The sequence below is a fragment of the Ligilactobacillus aviarius genome (genome assembly GCF_001654615.1).
Lineage (GTDB): Bacteria > Bacillota > Bacilli > Lactobacillales > Lactobacillaceae > Ligilactobacillus > Ligilactobacillus aviarius_B.
Window position 1 is genome coordinate 209,080 of record NZ_LWUD01000051.1, and the last position, 21,127, is coordinate 230,206.

The 21,127-nt window shown below is 41.0% G+C and carries 19 protein-coding genes; 1 reads left to right on the plus strand and 18 read right to left on the minus strand.

Features of this window, described 5'->3' with window-relative positions; all coding sequences use genetic code 11:
• Positions 1-53 precede the first annotated feature (53 nt).
• The 5 genes from rpmI to A3O17_RS07350 all read right to left on the minus strand — a co-directional run bounded on the left by rpmI (position 54) and on the right by A3O17_RS07350 (position 5,513).
• Positions 54-254: a 50S ribosomal protein L35 gene (gene rpmI, locus A3O17_RS07330; protein ID WP_057827884.1), complete on the minus strand. Its 201-nt coding sequence runs from the start codon at positions 252-254 to the stop codon at positions 54-56.
• Positions 255-283: 29 nt separating this feature from the next.
• Positions 284-784: a translation initiation factor IF-3 gene (gene infC / locus A3O17_RS07335; protein ID WP_057827883.1), complete on the minus strand. Its 501-nt coding sequence runs from the start codon at positions 782-784 to the stop codon at positions 284-286.
• Positions 785-1,016: 232 nt separating this feature from the next.
• A complete protein-coding gene (gene thrS, locus A3O17_RS07340; protein WP_064207725.1) occupies positions 1,017-2,957 on the minus strand; it encodes a threonine--tRNA ligase in 1,941 nt (646 codons plus the stop codon).
• Positions 2,958-3,234: 277 nt separating this feature from the next.
• A complete protein-coding gene (gene dnaI / locus A3O17_RS07345) occupies positions 3,235-4,167 on the minus strand; it encodes a primosomal protein DnaI (RefSeq protein WP_064213193.1) in 933 nt (310 codons plus the stop codon).
• On the minus strand, positions 4,167-5,513 hold the full coding sequence (locus A3O17_RS07350) for a DnaD domain protein (RefSeq protein ID WP_064207727.1): 1,347 nt from the start codon (positions 5,511-5,513) through the stop codon (positions 4,167-4,169). The genes dnaI and A3O17_RS07350 overlap by 1 nt, the downstream gene beginning before the upstream one ends.
• Positions 5,514-5,883: 370 nt before the next feature.
• On the opposite strand from A3O17_RS07350, the gene A3O17_RS07355 reads away from it, so the two are divergent.
• A complete protein-coding gene (locus A3O17_RS07355; protein ID WP_064572391.1) occupies positions 5,884-7,128 on the plus strand; it encodes an IS110 family RNA-guided transposase in 1,245 nt (414 codons plus the stop codon).
• A gap of 144 nt (positions 7,129-7,272) precedes the next feature.
• Here A3O17_RS07355 and nrdR read toward each other — a convergent pair whose 3' ends face one another.
• The 13 genes from nrdR to A3O17_RS07420 all read right to left on the minus strand — a co-directional run bounded on the left by nrdR (position 7,273) and on the right by A3O17_RS07420 (position 21,081).
• Positions 7,273-7,737: a transcriptional regulator NrdR gene (gene nrdR, locus A3O17_RS07360; protein ID WP_057827879.1), complete on the minus strand. Its 465-nt coding sequence runs from the start codon at positions 7,735-7,737 to the stop codon at positions 7,273-7,275.
• Positions 7,738-8,352 (minus strand): dephospho-CoA kinase, encoded by a 615-nt coding sequence (gene coaE, locus A3O17_RS07365; protein ID WP_064207728.1) that lies wholly within the window; start codon positions 8,350-8,352, stop codon positions 7,738-7,740.
• On the minus strand, positions 8,352-9,179 hold the full coding sequence (mutM, locus tag A3O17_RS07370) for a DNA-formamidopyrimidine glycosylase (protein WP_064207729.1): 828 nt from the start codon (positions 9,177-9,179) through the stop codon (positions 8,352-8,354). Before mutM ends, coaE begins: the two co-directional genes overlap by 1 nt.
• A 12-nt stretch (positions 9,180-9,191) precedes the next feature.
• On the minus strand, positions 9,192-11,870 hold the full coding sequence (polA, locus tag A3O17_RS07375; RefSeq protein WP_064207730.1) for a DNA polymerase I: 2,679 nt from the start codon (positions 11,868-11,870) through the stop codon (positions 9,192-9,194).
• Positions 11,871-11,957: 87 nt separating this feature from the next.
• Complete coding sequence (locus tag A3O17_RS07380) at positions 11,958-12,650, minus strand: Bax inhibitor-1/YccA family protein (protein WP_064207731.1); 693 nt, start codon at positions 12,648-12,650, stop codon at positions 11,958-11,960.
• A 94-nt stretch (positions 12,651-12,744) separates the two neighbouring features.
• Positions 12,745-14,076: a UDP-N-acetylmuramate--L-alanine ligase gene (murC, locus tag A3O17_RS07385; protein WP_064207732.1), complete on the minus strand. Its 1,332-nt coding sequence runs from the start codon at positions 14,074-14,076 to the stop codon at positions 12,745-12,747.
• 61 nt (positions 14,077-14,137) lie between these two features.
• Positions 14,138-16,477, minus strand: coding sequence for a DNA translocase FtsK (locus A3O17_RS07390; RefSeq protein WP_064212712.1), 2,340 nt, complete (start codon positions 16,475-16,477; stop codon positions 14,138-14,140).
• Between the two features lie 94 nt (positions 16,478-16,571).
• A complete protein-coding gene (gene ytpR, locus A3O17_RS07395) occupies positions 16,572-17,216 on the minus strand; it encodes a YtpR family tRNA-binding protein (protein WP_064212711.1) in 645 nt (214 codons plus the stop codon).
• 14 nt (positions 17,217-17,230) lie between these two features.
• Complete coding sequence (locus A3O17_RS07400; RefSeq protein WP_064212710.1) at positions 17,231-17,551, minus strand: thioredoxin family protein; 321 nt, start codon at positions 17,549-17,551, stop codon at positions 17,231-17,233.
• Positions 17,551-18,207: a tRNA (guanosine(46)-N7)-methyltransferase TrmB gene (gene trmB / locus A3O17_RS07405; protein WP_064212709.1), complete on the minus strand. Its 657-nt coding sequence runs from the start codon at positions 18,205-18,207 to the stop codon at positions 17,551-17,553. Before trmB ends, A3O17_RS07400 begins: the two co-directional genes overlap by 1 nt.
• Positions 18,208-18,267: 60 nt before the next feature.
• Positions 18,268-19,071 carry a phosphotransferase family protein gene (locus A3O17_RS07410; RefSeq protein ID WP_064212708.1) on the minus strand — a complete coding sequence of 268 codons (804 nt, stop codon included), beginning with the start codon at positions 19,069-19,071 and terminating at the stop codon, positions 18,268-18,270.
• Positions 19,072-19,136: 65 nt separating this feature from the next.
• Positions 19,137-20,348 (minus strand): ABC transporter permease, encoded by a 1,212-nt coding sequence (locus tag A3O17_RS07415; RefSeq protein WP_064212707.1) that lies wholly within the window; start codon positions 20,346-20,348, stop codon positions 19,137-19,139.
• Positions 20,341-21,081: an ABC transporter ATP-binding protein gene (locus A3O17_RS07420; RefSeq protein WP_064212706.1), complete on the minus strand. Its 741-nt coding sequence runs from the start codon at positions 21,079-21,081 to the stop codon at positions 20,341-20,343. Before A3O17_RS07420 ends, A3O17_RS07415 begins: the two co-directional genes overlap by 8 nt.
• Positions 21,082-21,127: the final 46 nt, after the last annotated feature.

Below are 21,127 nucleotides of genomic sequence, written 5' to 3' on the forward strand. Positions count from 1 at the left end.
CCTCCTCTAAGTTAGAACCGATTTGGTCCTGTCAAAAATTTAATTCGTAATAATTATTTCATTTGTGAAAGCATTTGCTTGATTCGCTTCATATCTGATGAAGATACCATGCCTGCTTTCCGTAATTGACGACGTTGTTTGATCGTCTTACCGTGGAAACGGTGTGATGTATATGCGTGATGACGCTTTAAACCGCCCTTTCCTGTACGCTTAAAACGTTTTGCTGATGCGCGGTGTGTTTTCATTTTTGGCATAATCAAAATCCTCCTATTAATCTACTCACCTATTTTTCAGTTTTAGGTGCAAGCATTAAAAACATGCTTCTTCCATCCATCTTTGCCTTTGATTCAACGGATGCAACATCCTTTGTTTCTTCAGCAAAGCGACTCAGAACTTCACGTCCGATGTCTTTATGTGTAATGGCACGTCCTCTGAAGCGAATTGAAACCTTAACTTTGTCTCCCTTCGCAAGGAACTTCCGTGCGTTCTTCATCTTAGTATTAAAGTCATTCGTGTCAATCGTTGGACTTAACCGAACTTCCTTAACATTAACGGTCTTTTGTTTCTTCCGGGCTTCGCGTTGCTTCTTTTGTAATTCAAAACGGTATTTCCCGTAATCCATTACCTTTGCAACCGGCGGCTTTGCCTTCGGAGCAACTAAAACCAAGTCAAGATTTTCCTGTTCAGCGATTTGTAAAGCTTCGCGCTTTGATTTAACTCCAAGCTGATCACCATTACTGCTGATCAAACGAACTTCACGAGCACGAATGCCGTCATTAACCATCTTGTCTACTGCTATGATACTTCACCTCCAAATAAATTCAGAGAGAAAATGCAGATAAAAAAACCTCCGTTTGAATACTTCAAACAGAGGTCATTAAAGCCGCTTTTAACGGAATTAATTTCTTAATTTCTGCCCGGAGACTTTCTTGTCTGCTAGGCGAGAAGCTTTTGCCTCTGCTTTTTTCTCAACTTTAAGTAGTTTACCAGCTTAAAACTACCCTGTCAAGCCTAAATTAATCTTCGCGACTGTATGTTTCAATATCATGATTGATCATTGTTACAAATTCATCAAACGCCATGGTTGTTTGTTCGTCTTCACCGTATTTCCGAACCGTAACCGTGCCGTTTGCCTTTTCATTATCACCAACAACCAATGTGTATGGAATCTTGTTGACTTGAGCTTGACGAATCTTGTAGCCCATCTTTTCGTTTCGGTCATCCATCTTAATCCGAATGTTGTGGGCAACTAACTTGCTAGCCAATTCCTTCGCATAGTCAAGGTGAAGGTCGTTCTTAACCGGAATAATTGCAACTTGTTCCGGAGCAAGCCATGTTGGGAATGCTCCCTTGTAAATTTCAGTTAAGTAGGCAGTGAACCGTTCCATTGTTCCGACAACTCCACGGTGGATCATGATCGGCCGGTGTTCTTCACCATCAGTTCCCGTGTACTTCAGGTCAAAGCGTTCTGGAAGTAAGAAGTCAAGTTGGATCGTTGACATTGTTTCTTCCGTTCCAAGGGCCGTCTTCGTTTGAATATCCAATTTAGGACCATAGAATGCAGCTTCGCCTTCTGCTTCATAGTATTCCAAACCAAGGTCATCCATGGCACCCTTCAACATCTTTTGTGACTTTTCCCACATTTCATCGTCATCGAAGTACTTTTCAGTGTTCTTCGGATCACGGTAACTCAACCGGAATGAGTAATCTGTAATGTTAAAGTCTTTGTAAACATCCATGATCAACCGCAAGATCTTTGCAAATTCATCTTGAATTTGATCCAATGCAACGAATGTGTGTCCATCGTTTAATTCCATTTCACGAACCCGTTGTAAACCTGAAAGAGCTCCTGATTTTTCATAACGGTGCATCATTCCGATTTCAGCGATCCGCAATGGTAATTCACGGTATGAACGCTTGTGGTGCTTGTAAATTTGAATATGTGACGGGCAGTTCATTGGCCGTAATTCAAGGAATTCGCCATCGCCCATGTCCATTGGTGGGAACATGTCATCATGATAGTGATCCCAGTGACCTGATTGCTTGTAAGCATTCAAGTTCATCAAAACTGGAGTATAAACGTGTTGGTATCCATCGGCAACTTCCTTGTCAATGATGTACCGTTCGATCGTCCGCCGAATCGTAGCACCCTTTGGCATCCAGTATGGTAAGCCGGCACCGACTTTAGGATCAACAAAGAATAAGTCTAACTTGTTTCCGATTACCCGGTGATCCCGTTCTTGAGCTTCTTTCCGCCGTTCCAATTCAGCATCCAAATCTTTTTGCTTGTAAAAGGCTGTTCCGTATACCCGTTGAAGCATTGGGTTGCTTGAAGCGCCTTTCCAGTATGCTCCGGCAACTGATAAGATTTGGAAGACCTTAACTGCTCCGGTTGCTGGTAATTGAACGCCACCTAAGTACTTGAAATCGCCTTGTTGATACATTTCAACTTGACCGTCAACGGCATTTTCATTGATCAAGGCTGTTTGATATTCATCGCCTTCAGCCATTGATAATGCTTCATTAACTGGAACCATAATCTTTTCAATTGCAATGTTTTGCTTGATCAACTTGTTCATTTCAGCAGTGATCTTGTCGAATTCATCTTCTGAAATTTGGCCGTCAGCATTATCTGTATCTAAACAGAAACCATGTTCAGTTGCTGAACTTTCACCGAACTTCATCTTTGGATACATGTTATGTAATGCGTGTTTCAAAATTTGAGCAACGGTATTCCAAAGAACAACCAATCCATCTTCGCTGTCTTTCGTAATGATTTCAATTGAACCGTCTTGTTCAAAAGCATCGTGATAACCAACCAACTTGCCGTCAAATTTACCGGCAACGGCCTTTTTAGCCAAGCTGATGCTGATTGACTTGGCAATTTCTTCAACCGTTACGCCCTTTTCAAATTGTTTAACCGTTCCGTCTGGGAACTGAATGTTGACTTCTGCCATTTTTCTTCCTCCTTCAAAGTCGGACAAACAAAAAAACGCCCCAATACTGACTTTTCAGTATTGGGACGTTCGTTAACGTGGTTCCACCCAGTTTTAGGTATTAAAAATACCCCTCATTTTGCTTTAACGCGCAACACGCTCACGATTAAGTGAGAAAACTGAAAGTGGTAAGCTCGTTAGTTAGGAGACTTTCAGTCACGATCTCCTTCCCTGAAGTTAACGATCCGTTTGTCTTTCTTGACTACATTGAACCATAAATCTTTTCATTTGGCAATAGTTATTCTGGATTTCTTCGGTTTGGACCGACCATTTGATATTCAGTTGCCAAAAACTTAATGCGTTCCATGATCCGCATTGCCTTCAACGGCTCGCTGTCCCCGCGATTGTTGTACGTTAAATATTGTTCTTGTAAGTCTTTCATCGAAAGATTGGAACTAAATAACGTCGGCAATTCGTTTTGCATTCGATATTCTAAAATAATTCCCAAAACGTCATCCCGCATCCAGCTTGTCAGCCGGGTTGCTCCAATATCATCAAGCATCAAAACCGGAACCTGTTTAATCTGATTCAAAATCTGATTTGGATTCCCATTTTGGATCGCCCCCGTCATCTCGACACTAAATGACGGAAAATGGATCATCATTGATTGAATTCCATTTTCAGCTAACTTATTCGCGATTGCAGCTAATAAATAAGTTTTCCCAACTCCTAGACTGCCGGATAAATAAAGACCCTTTGGAAATTTACCATTTTTTTGATAATCAATGCACTCATCAATGAACGTTAATGCCGCCCGCAACGGTTCCTCACGGCCGCTAATATCATAATCTTCAATCCGGGCATTTCGTAACCCCTTTGGAAGGTTGATCATTCCAACCATTTTTTGCCGTTGTTGCGCCTGTTGCTGTTCAACCATTTTGGCCGTTGGATGATACACAACTTCGATATGGTGGTCGCTGACAATCAGTTGCGGCTCATATCCTGGAGCAAAGGTCTGTTTACCTGCAGCAAGTTCTTTGCGTAAATTTACAAATTCATACAATTTGCTGAAACCCGTAATGATGTCCTGCTTTGATAACCGTTCTTGATTATCTTTCAGAAACTGAGCAACCACCGGATCCTTAACAACATCATCAAACAGCTTAAGGTATTGTTCCCGCATCTTCGGGTCGCGAAAGCGGCGTTTTAATCCATCACTGATATTATCCATTAACGTTCATCTCCTTTCGGGGTCTTCTGATTGATCCGCTGCATTAACCGGGAAATGTCCTGATTAACATTTACAGATTGATCTTTAGTTTGGTTTTTAATCGTTGATTGATTCTCTTTCTTTTGCGCCCATGCCGGCAATTTTTCTGCATACTGAGAGCGGCGCGCATACCGGGAAGCGTGCTGTGGTTGCTGCCGTTTCTTTTGCCATTCACGCACATAAGCGATTGCCTTTTCCGGCGTATTCACCTTATTTTTCAACCAATTATTCGCTGTGCGTTCAAAATATTTCTGATTTAACGAATCCATATTTTCATTAACCAGCATATAATGGGTCAACACGTTAATGACCGCGGGGGCAAGCCGTTGCGCTTCAACTGCCCGTTGAATCGTGATTTGCTCTTCATGCGTTACGGTTTGCCCCTGCTCATCCTTCAATGCCGTTAAAAATTCCATCGGGGCATACTGTTCACAAGCCGTGATCAGGTCTTGATCAACAGTCCTTACCGGCTGACTTGGTTGTTGAATTTCCACATTTGAATCAGAATCATCACTTTTGCCCGGCTTCATTGTAAATTCATACTGCTGACTTGCCAATGCACGGAATCGATTCCAATTGACATCATCTTGATGATTGATGTCAACCGCTTCTTCCAGCAAACGGACAAGCTGGACTTCATCAAGGCCATACATCACCGCAACCGTATTCACAGTCTGTAAGTTTTGCGCAACTGATTGTTGATTAACAAAGGTCTTCGTTAACAACTGTTTTAACAATTGAACGTTAAGCTTCATCTTCAAATCGGCCACCGGCGTTGACTGAACCGGCGCATCAGTTACTGAAGAGGAGCCCTTTACCCGGAAAACATCCGTCAATTTTTTCGAAACATCCTGAAACGCATGCCGATTCCAATGGTTGCCTTCAAAGAAATTCAACAATTGGGCAAATTGCTGCTCGCCAACATATTCCATTAGCAACCCGCTTAAAACCGAATCTTCAAAGAATGCACTTCCGCTTTTAGCCGGAAGCATTTCGTACAAAAAACAATGCTTTTGCGCGTTAAACTGCGTTCGCATCAACCCAACCGCTTCAAGCTTTTCCTTGGCAGTCGTAAATTGCTGGATATTAATTCCGAGCCGAACTAAAAACTGCTCGTGATTCCATTCTGGAAGTTGATCCCAGTCACCCGTTTGAATTTCAGCAATTAGGGACATGTAAAGGGCAACCGCCGTTTCGCCGATAAATGGCTGGTATAATTTCGTAAGCGTTTGAAATTGAAATTCTTGAGGAAGTGCCTTGGAAACAACCTTAAATTTATCAGTTGCTAAAATATGAATTTGATTCAAGTTCCTTCCTCCTCGTAATATATGTTTTGTAATCATCTCACGATGATTTTCCTTAAAAATTAAATTCCTTGTTTTAGTGCTGTGTGGTACCTGAGATAATAGTCATTAGGAAAGTCCTAAATGGGATTGCTCTAGTTCCTCCTGTAGTTTTGACTACTAAATCAAGCGTGTTCCCCAGATCATTGCTATAACTTCATACGCATTACTTGTTTCTCTATGGGATTTATTTCAACTTAGTAGAGTTGAAATGCAGCTTTTATCTCATAGAATGGAATTCTTTTATGCGAGGCTGCTGTTATGCAATGTTATCTTGGGTAGCCCTCAGTGCTAAAACAATTCCTAAATTCAATCAGAAAGGAGGTCTTTCCTTATGAATTTATTTGTTGGTTTAGACGTTAGCTCTGAGACATTAGAGGCGTGTTTTCTTGGTGATCAAATCGACCAAGTATTCTTACGAACCCGTTTCACTAACGACACCGTTGGTGCCAGTCAAATCAAAAATGAGATCATCAAACTTAACGATGAAAACCGTTTTAAAAAGATCATGATTGGTATGGAATCAACTTCACTTTACAGTTTTCATCCGGCAATTTTCTTTCAAAACGATCAAGAATTGAAAGCATTAAATGTCAAAACTGTAATTGAAGATCCACGGCGAGTTCGAAAATATGCCGAGTCTTACGATACTGATAAAACTGATTATAATGATGCTTTTATCATTGCTGATTATTTGAGAATTGGACGAGGAACTACTTCACCAATGCGTGAAGAAAAATTTATGGCTTTACAACGCCTTACTCGTTCTCGCTACCAACTAATTCAACAATTAACCGAAACTAAACAACACTTTCTCGAAAATCTTTGTTATAAAGTCAATACCTTGTCACGTGAACTGGACTCTGTCCAAGTATTTAGTGCGACAACGATTGAATTAATGACTGAAGAATTATCAGTCGATGATTTAGCTAATATGCCACTTGAAGACCTTGCTGAATTAGTTCAGAAAAAAGGTCACGGGCGTTTCAAAGACCCAGAGGTTTTTGCGAAAACCATTCAAAAAGCATGCCGCAATTCATATCGTCTTGATAAGGCGATGGCTGATTCTATCGATACTATTCTTGGAATCTTAGCTCGTGAAATGCGTGGATTAACTAAATCAATCAAAGAACTCAATAAAGCAATCGAAGATTTAGTTTCTACAACACCAGAATATAAATGTTTAACCAGTATTCCAGGCGTTGGCCCAGTTTATGCCGCTGGCATTTTAGCTGAAATCGGCCAAATTGAACGTTTTCCCGACCAAGCTCAACTAGCGAAATATGCTGGTTTAACCTGGAAACGAAAACAGTCTGGAAACTTTGAATCCGAAAACACTAAATTAAGCCAAACAGGAAATCGATATTTTCGATATTACCTTGTTGAAGCTGCCAACTCGGTAAAGAATCGTGTTCCTGAGTATAAGACTTTTTATCAGCGTAAATACGCTGAAACACCTAAACATAAACATAAGCGAGCCCTCGTTTTAACCGCAAGAAAATTTGTGCGCTTGGTAGATACGCTACTACGTAATCACCAACTCTATATGCCACCGAAGGAGGCTAAAGAGATTGAATAAATAATTTTTTATTCAATGCGCATATCCTTTTCAACCTAAAATTTTTAGAATTTTAGGCTAGTCTTATTTGAGTGCGCCTAAAAACAAGAATCATAGTGGTAAATCAAATCAATTTATCCTTGACTTAATACCATTACGCTTAATTTATTTCTGCTTATTCCGTTTCATTAATTCCTGCAATTCATCTGCAAATGATTGCATATCCTTGAATTCATGGTAAACACTTGCAAACCGGATGTAAGTAACATCATCAACATCCGCCAAAATGTTCATTACGTATTCGCCAATCAATTGACTTGAAACTTCGGTCCCGCCGACTGCGCGAATTTTGCGTTCAACTTCATCAACGATATCGGTAATTTTATCCATACTAACGGGACGTTTTTCCGCTGCTCGCATAATTCCGTGCAAGATTTTATCGCGGTTAAATTCTTCCCGATTTCCGTTTTTCTTAATTACTAATAATGGAGTTGCTTCGATCCGTTCAAACGTTGTGAACCGGTAGCCGCATTTTTCACATTCCCGCCGCCGTCGAATGGCATTTCCGTTGTCAGCTGGACGACTATCAACAACCCGTGAACTATTATTGTGACATTGCGGACATAACATTTACTCCACCTCGCTTCCCAATAAATGCTTTGATGTCAACCATTTTATCATTTTTAGCTTTAATTCTTCAACTGACCCGTTATTGGTAATCACTTCATCAACATACTTTGCCCGTTCGCAATTGCTCATTTGGGCATTAATCCGCGCTTGCGCCTGGGCTTTTGATAAATGATTCCGGTTCATTAAATTCGAAAGCTGCTTTGCGCTTGTCGTTTCAATCATCATCGTACTGGTACACAAATCCAAGTAATGCCCTTCAATGAGCAGTGCAATATCGATGACTGCCAATTTGACCTTGGCTTTCTTGGCCTGGTTCACCCGGTCAATAATTTGCTGATGAATCAACGGTCGCATAATGTGATTTAATTTTGCCAATTCTGCAGGGTCATTAAAAACTAAATCACCAAGTTTCGTTCGGTTAAGACTGCCATCTGCATTCAAATACTCTTTGCCGAATTGAAATTCAATTTGACGCAATCCTTCTTCGCCCGGTTGCTGTAACTGGCGGGCAATTACGTCGCCGTCAATGATTTCAGCTCCATATGATGCCAAAATCTTGCTGACCGTCGACTTTCCAGAAGCAATTCCGCCAGTCAATCCTAAAACATATGTCATTATTTGATTTTCTGCTCCTTTGGACAAATATGGGTCCCCCGTTGACCAACAACTAACCGTTCAATTGGCGTGTGGCACCGTTCACACGGTTCGCCCGTCTTCCGGTATACGTGTAATTGATCCTGGAATTGTCCTGCATGACTGTACGCGTTTTTAAATGAGAAGACCGTTGTTCCTTGAGCATCAATTGCGAGATTTAATTCCTTGATGATGTTATCATGCAATTTTTGCACATCACTCCGGGTCAAATGATTAGCCGGCGTTTGCGGATGAATTTTACTCATCCATAGAACCTCATCAACATAAATATTTCCCAACCCCGTAACGACCGTTTGATCAAGGAGAGCCGGTTTGATCATTTTTTTCTTTTTCTGGAGGCGCTCGTAAAAATCATCAACCGTAAAATCAGCACTTAACGGTTCCGGACCGAGTTTCTTAATTCCCGGAAATTCAAGTTCTTCGCCCGTTTGCATAAGTTGCATCCGGCCAAATTTGCGGGAATCGTTATACCGCAAATCACGTCCATCCGCGAGCTCAAAAATTACATGACTGTGTTTTTCCATTGGAGCATTGTGATCTTCAATGATGTATTTGCCTTCCATTCGAAGGTGGGAAACCATCGTTAAGTTTCCGGTAAACCGAAAAAGCAAATACTTCCCCCGCCGGTCGATCCGGGTAATTTGTTGCCCCGTTAATTTCTTTTTAAAATCATCAACATCGTTATTGATCATTTTTTCGTAATTAACATCAATTTTCTTGATCGGAACGTTTAAAACCTGGGACGAAACCCCCCGGCGAACCGTTTCAACTTCTGGTAATTCCGGCATTTCTCTCACCTCTTATTTTTTTGCATCAAACCACGTATCGCCTGAAGCACTTTCAACTTTCAACGGAACGGCCAAATCAACTGCTGAATCCATTACCTTCGGAACGAGTTCTTTAAGCACCGGAATTTCTTCTTTCGGCGCTTCAAAAATCAGTTCATCATGAACTTGAAGCAGCATTTTCGCCTTTAATCCTTTTTCACGTAACATTTTTTGCATCCGAATCATCGCAATTTTAATAATGTCCGCTGCACTGCCTTGAATTGGCGAATTCATTGCCGTCCGTTCAGCAAACGACCGCAAATTATAATTTTTGCTATTGATTTCTGGTAAATAACGGCGCCGGTGGAATAAGGTTTCAACGTAGCCCTGCTTCTTTGCAAGCTCAACAATTCCCGTCATGTACTTATGAACTCCTGGGAATGATTCAAAATACGTTTCAATAAATTTCTTAGCCGCTTTGCGGGTAATTCCAATATTTTGCGCTAAACCAAAATCGCTGATGCCGTAAACAATTCCAAAGTTGACGGCTTTTGCTTGGCGCCGCATATTCGGCGTAACTTCATCCGGACTATCCAAATTAAAAATCTTCATCGCGGTGCTTGCGTGAATATCTGCCCCGGTTTTGAATGCTTCCTGCATGTTTTCGTCACCTGAAATGTGGGCTAAGACCCGCAATTCAATTTGGGAATAATCCGATGAAAAAATTTGCCATCCTGAATGACTTGGAACAAATGCTTGGCGAATTTTCCGTCCTTCTTCAAGACGAACCGGAATATTTTGCAAGTTCGGGTCAACCGATGACAACCGTCCCGTTGACGTCAACGTTTGGGTATACCGGGTGTGAACCTTGCTATCTTCCTTAAAGACAACTTTTAATAAGCCTTCAACATAGGTTGATTGCAGTTTTGAAAGCTGCCGGTACAGCAAAATATTGTCAATAATCGGATTTAATCCTTGCAGCTTCTCAAGAACGCTGACTGCTGTTGAATATCCGGTCTTGGTTTTCTTAATAACTGGTAATTTTAACTTTTCAAACAAAATTACTCCTAATTGTTTAGGTGACCCGATATTAAATTCTTCGCCAGCTTCTTGATAAATCTGCTGCTCGATTTCAGCTAAACGTTCTTTAAATTCGCTGCGCATCTGCATTAACCGGTCAATGTCGACCTTAATCCCTGCAATTTCCATTTGAGCAAGCACGATCGACAGTGGCCGTTCAATCGTTTCATATAACTCAGTCTGTTCATGATCATCCAGTTCATCCATTAACTTGGATTTCAAATCATGAATTGCTTGGACTTTATGAGCTAAATGTTGCAAGAATTCTGGTTGATCAACCGGAACTGTCCGCTTGGCGCCTTTACCGTACACGTCTTCATCGCTTTGGACCTGATAGTATTGATGCTCGTGCGCAAGTTTTCCAAGATCATCACTGTTATCAGTATTATTTAACAAATACGAAACCAGCAATAAATCAAAATCAACGGGAGCCATTTGAATCCCAAGGCGATTTAATCCAACGTAATTTCGTTTGGCGTTAAAGACATCCATGGTTGTCTTTTCAAGCAGTTCTTTCAGAACGGGTTCTTTTAATAATTGGGGCTGATTTGAAACAAAGTATTTGTCGTCCTTCAAAATTGCAAACCCAATGATCGGCGCTTTATGATAATTTTCCCCGTCCATTTCAAGATGGAACGTGATTGAAGAATCATCTGGCTTTCCTAATTTCTTAAGGTTAGCCGCAGTTAATTCAGTATAATCGATTGACGCAACTGCCGCCGCGCTTTCTGAATTTGCCGCTCCCTGATTTTGATGAAGTTCACTCAAGAAACGGTTAAAGTCCATCTGTTGATAGAAACTTTCTAATTTTTCGTAATCAATTCCGGACCATTCAGTATCCTTGATGTCCACTTCGATTGGAGCATCTTGCCGGATCCGGGCAAGATCCTTGCTCATAAAAGCTTGTTCCTTATCCTCGATCAAGTGTTCTTTCATCTTGGACTGCCGCATCTTATCGATTTGGTCATAAATACCTTCAATTGAGCCATACTTTTTTAATAACTTGATTGCGGTCTTTTCACCGACCTTGGTTACTCCTGGATAATTATCAGATGTATCCCCGACAAGGCCTTTCATATCAATAATTTGCCGCGGATTTAATCCAAATTTTTCTTCAATGTGTTTTGGAGTATACTCTTCAATTTCAGAAACTCCTTTTTTGGTGATTGCAACCGTTGTTTGATCCGTTGCAAGCTGAGTCAAATCCCGATCCCCAGTTACGATCGTAATTTGAAAGCCTTCACCCTCAGCTTCTTTAGCAAGGGTCCCAATAATATCATCGGCTTCATAATTCTTTAGATCATAACTTTTGATTCCGTAGTCTGTGAGCATTTCACGCAAAAACGGAAATTGTTCTGAAAGTTCCCGGGGCGTTTTACTTCGCTGGCCCTTATAGTCAGCATATTTTTCAGTCCGAAACGTTGTTCTTCCGGCATCGAACGCAACTAAAATATTTGTTGGATCAATTTGTTTCAGTAACTTATCCAACATAATTTTAAAACTGTAAATTGCATTTGTATGCAAGCCGTCATGGTTCGTAAACTTTTCAACCTGATTATAAAGTGCATAGAATGCGCGAAAGGCAACACTATTTCCATCAATTAATAATAATTTTTTCGTTGAATCTGTCATTAACCTTTTCCTCGTTCTTATTATTACCCTTATTCTACCAAATCATTCGTGCAAAATAAAAATCGCGGAAATTCCGCGACTTTCATTTTAGTTTTGATTATCGTTGTGGCCAAAGATCTGAACAAGGTAGATAAACATGTTGATGAAGTCAAGGTAAAGTTGCAAAGCACCATTGACTGCCAAACCGTTAACTTCATACTGATCACCATATTGAAGATAAATGTTCTTCATGTTTTGCGTATCCCATGCAGTTAAAATCGTAAAGATCACAACCCCAACATATGAGAAGATGTATTCAATCGCCGCACTGTGCAAGAACAGGTTGATCACTGAAACAATTAACAAGGCGATCAACGCTGCAAATGCCTGACGTCCGAAACGGGATAAGTCTTTCTTAGTATTTAACCCGAACAGACTTAAAACCACAAAGACAACGGCTGCCGAAACAAACGCCATCGTGATGTTCTTCATCGTATAAACCGCTAAAATCGATGAGAAGAAAATTCCTTCAATTGCCGCATAACCAAAAAGCATTAAGATGCTTGCAGCCGCCGACCGATTAGGATTATATGACAGTGAGAGCACCATCACAATTGAAACGATTCCTAAAACGATCATCATTACCGGACTACTGAAAATCGTATATTGTAAATATTTAACCGTAATAAATGCCATAATGGCCGAAATTGCGATTGCCCCTGCCATGTAGCCATACATCCGTGACAGGAACCGATTCAAGCCCTGCATGTTGACTGAGCTTTGTTGATCAAAATTATCCATAAAAACTCTCCTTCTAATTCATTGTAGAGAAGATTATAGCACACAAAAAAGGCTTTTTCCTAACATAATCCATTAGAAAAAGCCTTGGTTAACCTTAATTTTTATTTAAGCTTAATTCACTAAGCAATTGTTCATAAACGCGTTCATACTTTTGAATATCGCCGGCTCCCATGAAAATCACAACGGCATCATGATAATCCAAAAGCGGTGACATGTTATCAAGTTTCAAAACTTCGCCACCCTTAGTGATCTTCTTCCCAAGGTCAGCTGATGAAACATTGCCGCTATTTTCACGAATCGAACCGAAAATATCAGTTAAATATACTTGATCAGCAATGTTCAAGCTCTTAGCAAAGTCATCCATCAATGCGATCGTCCGCGTAAAGGTATGCGGTTGGAAAACAGCAATTAACTTTTTATTCGGATATTGCTGCCGCGCAGCATCCAATGTTGCCCGAATTTCATGCGGATGGTGGGCATAATCATCAATAATGACCATATCAGCAACCGTTTTTTCAGTAAAGCGACGTTTAACCCCTTTAAAGGTCAATAATTCTTGTTTGACCTTGCCGAGGTCGATCTTTTCAAAGTAGCTGACCGCAATCACTGCCAACGTATTCAAAACGTTGTGTTCACCGAACAAGTGAGTTTCAAAGTTCCCTAAGAATTGATCGTGGAAGTAAACATCAAAACTTGAGCCGGTTGTTGTCCGTTTAATATTTTTGGCAACGAAATCATCGTTATCTTCTGTCCCGTAATAATAAATCGGAACATTGGCATTTAATTTCCGTAAGTTCTTGTCTTCGCCCCATGCAAAGATTCCCTTCTTAGTTTGCCGTGCAAGGGTTTCAAAGGCATCGCACACATCATCGATTCCCGTAAAGTAATCCGGGTGATCAAAATCGATGTTCGTCATGATCGTATAATCTGGGTGATATGCAACAAAGTGCCGCCGGTACTCATCAGCTTCAAAAACAAAGAAGCGGGCATCCGGCGTCCCCTTTCCAGAACCATCCCCAACTAAGTAACTTGTTGGTGAAACCCCGCTCATTACATGTGCAAGGAGGCCGGTTGTACTTGTCTTTCCGTGAGCACCAGCAACGCCGATACTTGTTGTTTCTTCAATGATCATTTCGACAACTTCAGGGTAACGCATTACCTTTAAGCCCATTTCCTTTGCCTTCGCAATTTCTTCTTGATCATCGTTAAATGCGTTGCCGGCAACAATGATCATTCCTGGTTTAATATTGTCAGCATTGAAAGGTAAAATTTTGATTCCTGCTTGTTCAAGTCCACGTTGAGTAAAAGTATACTTGTCAATGTCTGAACCCATCACTTTGCATCCCTTGTCATGTAAGATCAATGCAAGCGAACTCATTCCTGTCCCTTTAATTCCCACAAAAAAGTATGTTGCATCCATGTCCATTAGAAAAAACCTCTCTTATCATATCTTATTCATAGTCTATCATATGTTCAGTTAAAATTATTTATTCATTTTGCATTTTATCTAATTCTTCTTCAGTTAAAAAGACTTTCCGCGGCTTTGAACCGTGCGCTGGTGAAATGTACTGTTTTTTCTCCAGCTCTTCGATGATCCGCGCAGCCCGGTTATAACCAATTGAAAATACCCGTTGAAGCTTTGAAGTTGACGTTGTTTCTTCGTTAACGATGTATTCGAGAACCCGTGGAAGCAACTCATCTTCGTTTTCGTGATTCAATTCTTTTTTCTTTAAGTTATCCGGATCAAATGCATAATGCGGTTTGCCCTGTTTCTTAACAAAATCAACGATCTCATCAATTTTATCATCATTGATGTACGTTCCTTGAAGCCGAACTGGTTGGCTCTTCCCGTTTCCAAGATAAAGCATATCCCCCCGTCCAAGAAGCTTTTCAGCCCCGGCAGAATCAATGATCGTGCGCGAATCAACTTGACTTGAAACCATAAATGCGATCCGGGTCGGAATATTATTCTTCATTGTTCCGGTAATCACATCAACACTTGGCCGTTGAGTAGCAACTAGCAAATGAATCCCGCATGCCCGTGCTTTGGCTGTGATCTGACCAATGTAATCGGCAATTTCTGCCGAAGCGGTCATCATCAAATCGGCTAATTCATCAATGATAATCACAATGTATGGCATGTGAAGGCCGTATTCGCCAGTTTCTTCAACTTTCGCGTTAAAACTATCAATATCGCGAACCCCGGCAGCCGCTAACTTTTCATACCGGTTATTCATTTCTTCAACGGCCCACTTCAATGATGCCGTTGCTGCTTGCGGATCTGAAATTACCGGAGCAAGCAAGTGCGGTAATTCGGAGTACGGCGCTAATTCGACCGTCTTCGGATCGATCAACAGTAATTTAACCTGTTCAGGAGTTGCCTTATACAGAAGTGAAATCAGCAAACTATTAATAAAGACCGATTTTCCTGATCCGGTTGCGCCTGCAATCAATCCGTGCGGCATATCGTGAATATTCGTCACTTGTGGAATTCCAAACAGGTCAACCCCTAACGCAACCGTCAGTGGCGACCGCGCATTCTTAAACTGCGGCGAATTTAAGACTTCTGACAGCATGACCGGCCGCGAGAATTTATTCGGAATTTCGATTCCGACACTGCTTTTACCAGCAATTGGGGCTTCAATTCGAATGTCCTTTGCAGCCAGTGCCAGTTTCAAATCATCAGCTAAGTTTGTAATCTTGCTTACTTTTACTCCAAGGGCCAGCGTAACCTCAAATTGGGTAACGGTTGGGCCTACCGTCCAGTCTTTGACTTGCGCATCGACATTAAAGGCCTTAAACGTTTCATTCAAAATATCAGCTTGATTCAAAGCCCATTCTTCAGTCTGCTCGCTATCCTCCCCTACTGGTTCTGGAAGAAGCGATAACGGCGGTAACTGATATCCACGACCATGATTATCGACACGACTGTCAGTTACTGAAACTGGTTCCGGTTTCGGTGAGTCAAAAATCTTTAAATTCCGTTGCGCATTATTTTCTTCATTCATAATGTCGCCAAGCGATTTGCTCAACGCATGGCCCGATAAGTCATCGTTTTGGCTCTCAATTGGCGATTGAGAAGGTGCTGATTCAGTAGTTGCAGCTTCTGGAAGATGGTCTTCTGTATCGGCTGGTTTCTGCCCTGGTTCTTCAATCACAGGTTCAGCTTTCATTGAGCCATCCACCGAAGAATCCGTTTCAGGTGTCGATTTATCAGTATCATTTTCAGAACTGTTATCCGTTTCATCCATTTCAGGCTCTTCATCCGGCTCGCTCTCAATCTCAGTTACTGAAGCTTCATCAGCCGCTGGTTTAACCTGCTCAAACTCGTCATCATCAATTTGATGATCCGGAGCTTGAACATCTTCACTTGAATTCGAAGTTTCAGATTCATCGCTTGATGAAGACTCAAGTTGATGTTCAGCAACTTCATTTTCATCCTTTTCAAGGGGACTTTCTGTCAGACTCGATTCCATCGGCTCCGAATCCGCTTGAGATGAGACCTGTTCTTCTTGTTGCGGTTCATCATCAACCGCTGATTCAGGTGTAAAATGAAGCAGATCAACAACATCAGCTGAATTGACCGCATCATCGAACAACAAATAATCTTCGTCTGCTTTTGTTATTTCGGTTACTAATTGGCGATACTTTTCTTTTAAGTTTTTTGAACCCAGCGTTAAAACTGAAGGCGGAATATAGCTAGGATGAAATTCCCGATGGCTATCTTCCGTTTGGCGTAATCCTTCAGCTGGGTGGTTATTTATTTTTTTCCGTGGCTTTTCGACTGGTTGACGCCGAAAAAAAGCCGGTCCATCATAATGTTCCATATTTTGTCATCCTAACTAAAAAAATTGGACCAGAACCCAATTACGTCTAAAGGTTACCTAGCCCATTTTATCATAGATCACGCGAATTTTGCGCTTAATTTTTAGTAAATAATGTTGCTGCCTTATCAAAGTCGAATTCATCACCAACATGGTATTCATCAGTTGGCAAAACCAAAATTCCACGCTTTTGTGGTGCATTTGGCAACCCTAATTCGCGGGCTGAACAAATCATTCCATCACTTTCGACCCCGCGAAGTTTGCCATTCCAAATCATTGCGCCCGTTGGCATCATTGCGCCTTCCTTTGCAACCACAACGGTTTGGCCCTGTTCAATGTTGGGTGCTCCGCAAACGATTTGCAAAACTTGGTCATTATCAACGCGGGTCTTCGTTACGTGCAGGTGATCTGAATCCGGATGAGCTTCCATTTCTTCAACGTATCCAACAACAAATTTTGGTGTTTGATCTTCTTCTAAGAGATCTTCAAAGCCAACCTTGGTCAATAATTCGTTTAATAATTTAACTTGATCAGCAGTTAACAAAACTTGGCCCTGACCATTTAATCCAGTCAACGTTTGGGACACATCAAAAAAGTTGTAGCCAATTGTTTCGTTTGTTTTCCGATTAAAAATACGAACCACATTTTCCTTCTTTTCAGAAGATTGCTTGGCCACATCCGGCTTGATCATTGTTATCAAAACATCACCTAAGTGTTCTGGATTATAACTTGAAATTAACATCAGCAATCACACCCCTATTTAATATTCTTCAAAAAGTTTTCGACTTCTTCTTTTGTTTTCCGATCTTTGCTTACAAAGCGGCCGGCTTCCTGACCATCTCGGTACACAATAAAGCTCGGAATTCCCATTACATCAAGCGCTTGGCAAAGATCAATGTTTTCATCCCGATCAATTTTCAAAAATGTATATTCAGGAAAATCAGCTTCGATCTCCGGCATAAATGGTTTAATAAACCGGCAATCGCCGCACCATGTTGCCGTGAAAAACAAAACATAATTTCCGGATGCAATCTTTTGATTGAGTTCATCCATCGTCATCTTTGGTAGTTCTTCCATTACTCATTTTCCCCTTCCCGTTTGAAATGGGCCTTTAACTTATAAATTGGACCCTTTTTACTGAATTTTTCTTCGTATTCAGTCATCACGTTGTCTTCAAGGTCTTCGCTTTGATGAAGATCAAGCCAAACCTGATCAAATCGCATTCCAAAGTTATTCATTGATGTTAGCGAATATTCAAATAATCCGCGATTATCAGTCTTAAATTCAATGTTTCCGCTGCTTTTCATCACGATCTGATACTGCTTTAAAAATGTCGAGTACGTTAACCGCCGCTTAGCTTGACGTTTTTTCGGCCATGGATCAGAAAAATTAAGGTAGATTCCGTCAACTTCATCTTCTTCAAAGTATTCAGTTAACCCGGAGCCGTCTGCCCGAACAAGCTGCAAATTCGGCAACTTACGTTCTAACTGCTTCTTCAATGCCATTCCGGTGGCAACGGTCTGTAACTCCATTCCAATATAGTTGTTTTCCGGATGACGCGCAGCCATTTCAACGATAAACTGTCCTTTTCCCATTCCGACTTCCACGAAAAGCGGTGCTGGTTTTTCAAACCGCGTCTGCCATTTTCCTTTAAACTGTTGCGGTTCAGTCACCACATATTGCGGATTTTCTTCAATTAAAGGTTTCGCCCACGGACGATTTCGAAGTCTCATTCAAATTTCCTCTCTAAAAAATCAGGAGGCTGTGCCACCGCCCAGCCTCTCAATCATTTATTAATCAATTTTGTAATAGTCTTGTTCATTTACAATTGCTGCTAACTTAACGATGTCTTGGTTCATTTCATGGAAACGACCACGCCGGTGATGGTCCTCAATTGTTTCAATCATGTTTTCCATTGCGTACCAAACGATTCGTTTTTGCGTCTCGTCGCTTGGTTGATGACCGAAATACTGAGTCAACCATTGATTCCACTTCGAGCGTGGGACATACTGGCACATTAACATGCTTAAATCCAACGCCGGATCAGCTAACTTAGCTGAATCCCAATCGACAAGATAAAGTTTATCTTCATCGGATAAGAGCCAGTTTTTGTGATTTAAATCACCATGACATACTTCGTAATTCGAGCGTCCCAATTGCGGTTGATTACCCTTCAATGCTTTTAAGACTTTCGAAATCAAAGGATGATTTCGTAAATCCGGTGCTAATTCAAGATAACACTTATCGATCAAATCGGCAGGGGTCAGAGTCCGCCCACCAACTTGTTTCCACATCTTCTTTAATAATGAAGAATGATGAACCCGCCACAGTAAATCAGAAACGCGCTTTTCCCGCATTTCTTCGCGTTTGAGGTTCCGGCCATTCAACCATTCCTGAGCGGTCAAGGTATCCCCTGACGTCATTCGTTTCGTCCACACCAGTCGCGGCGTAATTTCTTCAATTGAGAGCGCCGCTAAAAATGGTGATGTATTTCGTTTTAAAAATAAGCGTTTATCATTATTGACACCCATATAAGCCATTCCGGTGTCACCGTTAACTGGGAGAATGCGCCAACCAGACTTTTGATTGGATTCCATTTTGTCACTCTCCTCCTACACATATCGATAACTAATTAAAGTCTACAAAATACCTGCAAATAATGTCAAGCACCTTTATTAAATCTTTTATTAAGGCTGAAATGGGCAAGCAAAAGCTCAATGCCAATTGCTCCAACCACCAACCCGACCGCTGCAATCAATGAATGGGTTGCAATTAACAATGCCCCAGTAAAGATCACAACTTGAACGGCCGTTAGTACGCCAAGAATTTTCCGAAAACTTGCAAGTTGTTGACTTGGTTTCACCGGATAAAGATGCGTAAAGACAATATCGTAAAATTGGTTTGCAAGCGGAATCAATTGGAAACTGGTTAAGTAGATAAATAGTAATCCGATCAAAAGGCTTACCCATTTTAAGTTGATAAACAGCATCAACAAAACCCCAATGATCGTTAGCCGCATAAATAATCCGCTATATTCTGAATTACGCCAAAATCCACGCCAGTATAAATACTTATATGTTTGGCGCGAGTCTTGTTGAATGCGGGGTAACAACCAGTCCAAATAACGCCGCCGTTTGATTTTTTGATGAACTTCCGGAACATCTGTAAATAAACTGAAAAATTTATAGATTCGCATGACCCGTTTATCTTCGGCGGCAATTGCATCTTTCCATTTGAAGACGTGATAGCTTGCCTTTTTTCGCAATTGAAGCATGCCGCACCAGCCAATCACCGCAATTCCTAAACTTAACCACGGGCTAAGCAAGACTCCAACCGCAATTCCAATCAGTGGAAGGCCCTGCTTTAAAAGTTGCATTTGACTTGAATTCCATTTTTGATCAAACAAACCAGTTTCTTCAAAAAGAAGCTGCATCCATTTAAAAAGAACCTGACTGATAAGTAAAACTGTCCAATCAAGCCATTTAAAATGAAGAACCCGAACTAAGAACGGGACCGTGATCAACCCGCAACCAATTTGAATTAATGCGGTCATTGTCATGCTGTGATGCCGCGCCTTGATCAAATAATCATTAATGCGGTAATCATTTGGCAGTAAGAAAACGATATCCGGCTTTTGAAGAAGCGTTGCAAACTTTCCAATCTGTAAAATAACCATTAATGCGATGATTGCAACGAACCGATCAAGAAGTGTCAGCGGATGAACGTAATGATCAATAAAATTGAAGTAGCCATAGCAGACTGCCCCAAAAACAAAAAAGAGCGCAATTACAAAATGGTCATTAAAAACATAACGCAAATATTTCAATAATTTTTGCTGATATTGACTGAGGCGTTGATTCCAAATCTTATTCATTAGCCGACTCCCCTTGTGTCATTTCTAAATAAATATCTGATAAATCAGCATTTTGCTTATTCATTTGATCTTGAAGATCGCTCAAATCACCCTGAGCTTCAACTTGACCATGATTAAGCATCACAAACCGGTCACAGATTTTTTGCGCAGTTTCAAGCACGTGCGTCGACATTAACACAGCCGCTCCCCGAGCCTTAACTTCATCAATTAGGGACGTTAAATCCCGAATTGCAAGCGGATCAAGGCCATAAAACGGTTCATCAATAATAAAAATTTCAGCATTGGTAATAAACGCACAGGTAATCATTACCTTTTGGCGCATTCCCTTTGAAAAGTTTGCCGGGAACCAATCAAGTTTCTTATCTAACCGGAACATTTTTAACAAGCGGTTTGCCTTGTCCCACGCTTCATCACGGTCAAGGTTATAGGCCATCATTGTTAATTCAAGGTGTTCTTTCAACGTTAATTCATCATATAAGATTGGCGTTTCCGGAATGTATGCCAACTTTGTTTTATATTTTTCAGGGTCATCAAATAAAGTGACACCATCGATCGTAATTTCGCCCTTTTGCGGTTCAAGCAGGCCAATAATGTGTTTGATCGTCGTTGACTTTCCGGCCCCGTTCAGTCCGATCAAGCCAACCAATTCGCCGGGTTGAACTTCAAACGAAACATCCTTAAGGACTGGGATTTGAGAATATCCCCCAACTAAATGACTCACTTTTAATGTCATATTCTTCGTTCCCTTCTACTATCCGTTGTTAGTAAAAATTATATCA